We start from the raw sequence: 5,003 nt of genomic DNA, 5'->3' as shown, positions 1-5,003 counted from the left end.
TCATTTTTGTTAAATTTATACATCCAAATCCGTTTTTATAAATGTAAAATGCAAGTTCACTCAGGGTTTTTATCGAGAAAGGGATGATCTTGTACTCATGACCAATTAAAACGGCTCTGTAGGTTTCTGAACGGCTCTGAATAAAAAAAGAGCCGTCCCCTTGGCCCAGCTCTTCCTATTCTACTAACCTTCTTAGACGGTTCTTAGTTATTGCTCCATGGCTGTCATTCCAAACAACCTTTTTATTTTCGAACAATAGTGCCTGAGGGGACTCATGTCGAACCTTAAACTCTTTAGCAATGCTGTTGGAGAGCTGTCTAGATTCTTGCACATGCAGGATATAACAGGGTACAGGAGCTATTGCTATAAAATTTTCAAATTCATTTCTTGCTGCTGCGCTGATTGGGCAAGTCAAACTATGTTTGAACAAGAAGAATTTCTCCTCAGTTTGTAAAAGGTTATGAAATTCTTCTTCTGTGTGCAATACTTGTTGATTCAATTTAGAACCTCCTAATTCGATAAAAATAGCGGAGGCTGAGAGCCTCCACTATTTGGACTGATGATATTAAAGGTTGGATGATGTTGTAGAGTCTTGCTGCTTTTCAAGTTCTTGAGCAGCTTCTTCAATAGCTTCTGCAACTTCCTGTGCAGCTTTTTCTGCTTCATCATCTTCATTACTGCGGAATCGATCTTGCAAAGATTTTGTTGAATCCTTCACTTTCGTTCCAAGTTCCTGTGACTTTTCTGATACGTTTTTAGAGATTTGAGAAGAAGATTCTACTGCACGGTTTTTCCACTCGCCGCTTTTTTCGTAGGCTACATCTTTCCATTCTCCTGCACGTTCTCTCCAATCGCTAGAACTTTGATTAATGTTCTCCCTAAGTTCTCGGCCTGATTTAGGGGCGAATAACAATGCTACTACCGCTCCTACAAGACCACCGATTAAAGAACCTAGAACAAAATCTCTCCCATTACCATTTGATTGATTGTTGTTTTGTGCACTCATCAAAATTCCTCCTTATGATTTTACTTCTTCTTTTTTCGCTTTCTTCCATAAATTAATGGCTACTTGCCCCCATTTCATGGCTTGAGCCGCATTGTCCGTATTGCTGTCCGCTGATTTTGTCAATCCTCTGGATACAGATCTAATGGACTCATTGAACTCTTGAACAGTGTCACCTATGCCTTTGACGCCATCTACCAATGTGTTTAGTTTCTGTGATTTTTCTCCGACATCTTCGGCTAATTTATTGGTTTTGTTCAAGAGGGCTGTTGTCTCGAGGGTAATCCCCTCCATTTGTTTCTCAACACCTTCAAGTGTGTCAGCAACGTTATTCATGGTGCGACGTACAGCTGTAAGTGTCCTTGCCAAGAAAATGACGAGAACAGCAAAAGCTACTGCAGCAATTAATGCAGCAATATAAAGAATTATTATCATTCCCCCTGCACACTCCTTCAGTATGTATTTTTTTACACTTTAGTAAATACCCATATTTGTATATTTTTAAACGGATATCGCTATAAATGGTTTTATTCGATACACGTAAGCGATTTTCCTTTAAAAAATCTCATGTTCGGTAAATTTGATTAAGAAAATGTAAAAAGAAAAGTACGGACCCTTACAGAATCCGCACTTTTTCACTAATTTAAGTCTTCATATGCTTTCTGGAATTTCTGAATGTCTCCTGCTCCCATAAACAATAGAACTCCACTCTCATAAGACTTCAATTGGTCAACTTCATCAATCTGAAGCACCTGGGATTGTGGTATCAATTCCTGAAGATTTTCAATCGTGAGCTTTCCTTCGTTTTCCCTCGCTGACCCAAAAATATCACAAAGATATACGTGATCAGCTTGTTCTAAACTCTCAGCAAATTCATTCAGAAAGGTTTTAGTCCTTGTGAACGTGTGAGGTTGAAAAATAGCGACTACGGGCCGCTCTCTATATTTTTTGCGCGCTGAATCAATTGTAGCTGTAATTTCTATTGGATGATGGGCGTAATCGTCTACAAGAATCTGATCGCGCCACTCCTTCTCTGAAAACCTCCGCTTGACGCCTCTGAATGTGGCAAGCTTTTTAATCTGATCTGGAGTCATATTTTCATAATGACATATGGCAATCACACTAAGAGCGTTAAGAACATTGTGGTTTCCGTACTGCGGAATCATAAACGTTTCGTAAAAATTATTTCTTACAAATACATCAAAGGTCGTTCCATGATCCGTTTCCTGAATATTTTGTGCTTGGAAATCATTTGTATCGGCTAGGCCATAGTAGACAACAGGTACATTGGCTTGGATATGCTGGAGATGCTCGTCATCCCCACAAGCAATGATTCCTTTCTTCACTTGCTTCGCCATTTGTTGAAAAGCATCAAAGACGTCATCTACACTTGAAAAATAGTCAGGATGGTCAAAATCAATATTCGTCATGATCGCATAATCGGGATGATACTCCAGGAAATGACGTCGGTACTCGCAAGCCTCAAAAGCAAAATACTGGCTTTGCTCATGCCCCCTCCCAGTTCCATCTCCTATTAAGTAAGAGGTTGGATAATTCTCTGATAGTACATGGGCAAGCAGACCTGTCGTAGACGTTTTCCCATGCGCACCTGTTACAGCAATACTTGTATATTGCTGTAACCAATCACCTAAAAACTCGTGATATCGGTAAAAAGGTAAGCCACGCTTCTTTGCTTCCTCGATTTCTTCATGGTCATCTCCAAAGGCATTCCCGGCGATAACCGTCAGCCCTTCTTGGATATTATCTTTAGAAAAAGGCGTGATCTCAATATTTTTTGCTTCTAATACTTCTTGAGTAAAGAAATGTTTTTCAACATCGGATCCCTGAACTTTCTTACCTGAATCATGCAGAATCTGGGCAAGCGAACTCATTCCTGTTCCTTTGATACCAATGAAATGGTAAGTTGTCATAAACAAGAACCTCCAAAATAAAGTGGGTCACTTTAAGTATAGTATATGTAACATTCGTTAAGTTGCCATTTCGTCTTTTGTTAACCTAAAAACTACTCGTTTTGGCAGAACGCTTTCTTATCTTATCATGGAACAGTTGAGAGAAAAAGTGTTCCATACTTTATGTAACCGGATTGTCATTTAAATCAATGACAATCCGGTTACATTAAAAAAGGCACGAACGATAGATTCGTATGTGCCTTTTTCTGTATTTTATTGTTCTTCTTGATACTGAACATACTCTAAGCGAGGATTCGGCTTATACCGGCGCCCTTCTTTTGCTTCAGGTTCTCCATCGATGTACACATTGTCTCCTGTAAAACCAATGCCGATTTTCAGCAGGCTTCCCCCTACACCATACATGTCTACAGGGACTTTTTTCTGTTCGAATGAGCGGATACGGTCTTCTGTAAAGCCTCCGCTGACAACGATTTTGACGTGTTGGTAACCTTCTTTGTCCAAAGCCCTTCTTAAAGCAAAAATGAGTTCAGGGTTCACCCCTCTAGGGTCAAAGGTTCCCATCAAATGTTGATTGCGTAAGAAGTACTTATCGACCAAGTTCCTGGATGTATCAACCCGGACTCCTTTCAGATCATCTCCGAATTCACGCGCAACCTTCAAAGAGTCAGTGATTACATCATTATTGTAATCAACGAGAGCCATCAACTGGTCGTTTGGAAATTGATTCTGATAAGCTCTGGTCGCTTCTACAACATCCCCTTTAAACATTTGGATAAGGGCATGGGGCATGGTACCCATTCCTTCTTTCCCCCACCATTCGTTCATCGCATGAGTAGCCTGGGCGGTAGAACCACCGATGAATGCCGCATAACCATCGCCAGATTGCTGGGTGAAATGATCATCACGATCACCCATGAAAATAATCGGTTTCTGGCGGCCGGACGATCGGGCAGCTTTCACGACATTGTAAACGTTCGTAGCTACAGAGGTTCTTCTTGCTAGAATTCCGTCAATGATTCCTTCCAAAAAACCGAAATGCTGATAAGGTCCGGTAATAGTTAGCACCGTTTCATAAGGGCTGATCTTATCTCCGTCCTTCAGAGAATGGATCTCCAATTCTTCGGGGTGCTCAGCGAATGTGTGGATAAGCGCAATGGCTTCATCTGTTCCACACAATACAGCTTCATCTTTTTGAAAGAACTGCATCGTTACTTTGTTATTAGGAAGATGACTCTCAACGATGTCTCTTGTCTTCAAAAAATAGACAGCAGAGAACCATCCTTCAGCTACACGTTCATCAAATTTAAATGTTTTATTTGTTAAGCGGCTGATTTCACCGTTCAGCTTACGTCCTATTTCCTTCATGACTAAACTCCTTAAACAATTGAGGTCGTTAAAATTTCATTCATAGTCAATCATATAAAATCGGGACCAAATGCACAAGCATTTAGAAAAATTCACACACAAGAACGATAGGTTTTACTCCATCATTTCTTGAATTTGCTGTTCTGTTAACAAGATATCTCTTGGCTTACTGCCCTTTTGTTCAGAAATGATCCCGTAATCCTCCATTTGATCAATCAAGCGAGCCGCCCGGTTATATCCTACTTTAAATCGTCGTTGCAGAAGGGAGGCACTGGCTCCATTTTGTTCGACCACGAATTGTACCGCTTCATCAAACAAAGCATCGGTATCTTCCTCTGATGATATTTGCTTGATCAGCTCTTCTTGATGGAACAGATAGTTTGGCGGAGCGATTTTCTTCACATAGCGAGTTACTCGTTCAATTTCGTCATCCGATACGAAAGCACCCTGTATCCGGCGTGGCTGGCCAGAACCGTTTTCAACAAAAAGCATATCTCCTTTACCAAGCAGCTTTTCCGCACCTCCAGAATCAATAATCGTACGTGAATCCACTTGGGAGGAAACGCTAAAAGCAATTCTAGTCGGTATATTAGCCTTGATCAGGCCGGTAATGACATCTACCGATGGTCTTTGCGTCGCTAAAAGCAGATGAATGCCGCAAGCTCTTGCCTTCTGTGCGATCCGGCAAATGGAATCCTCTACAT

6 protein-coding genes are annotated in these 5,003 nt (G+C 40.8%); all 6 read right to left on the bottom strand.

Annotated elements, in window-relative coordinates:
* Positions 1-175: 175 nt before the first annotated feature.
* Entirely contained in the window at positions 176-499 is a 324-nt protein-coding gene (gene ytxJ, locus LD39_RS18675; protein ID WP_035551609.1) for a bacillithiol system redox-active protein YtxJ, read from the bottom strand.
* Between the two features lie 66 nt (positions 500-565).
* The gene (locus tag LD39_RS18670) at positions 566-1,006 is read right to left on the bottom strand and encodes a YtxH domain-containing protein (RefSeq protein ID WP_035551606.1); all 441 of its coding nucleotides are present in this window, start codon (positions 1,004-1,006) and stop codon (positions 566-568) included.
* A 12-nt stretch (positions 1,007-1,018) separates the two neighbouring features.
* A complete protein-coding gene (locus tag LD39_RS18665; protein WP_035551604.1) occupies positions 1,019-1,438 on the bottom strand; it encodes a DUF948 domain-containing protein in 420 nt (139 codons plus the stop codon).
* A 203-nt stretch (positions 1,439-1,641) separates the two neighbouring features.
* Positions 1,642-2,934, bottom strand: coding sequence for a UDP-N-acetylmuramate--L-alanine ligase (gene murC / locus LD39_RS18660; protein ID WP_035551601.1), 1,293 nt, complete (start codon positions 2,932-2,934; stop codon positions 1,642-1,644).
* Positions 2,935-3,186: 252 nt separating this feature from the next.
* Positions 3,187-4,299 carry a nicotinate phosphoribosyltransferase gene (locus LD39_RS18655; RefSeq protein ID WP_035551597.1) on the bottom strand — a complete coding sequence of 371 codons (1,113 nt, stop codon included), beginning with the start codon at positions 4,297-4,299 and terminating at the stop codon, positions 3,187-3,189.
* 114 nt (positions 4,300-4,413) lie between these two features.
* Positions 4,414-5,003 (bottom strand): DNA translocase FtsK (locus LD39_RS18650; RefSeq protein WP_035551594.1); only part of this gene is annotated, 590 nt, incomplete at its 5' end.

Origin of the sequence: Halobacillus sp. BBL2006 (assembly GCF_000786645.1) — a bacterium.
GTDB lineage: Bacteria > Bacillota > Bacilli > Bacillales > Halobacillaceae > Halobacillus.
Note: the sequence above shows the minus strand (reverse complement) of the source record. Positions and strands in the feature narration are given on the sequence as shown.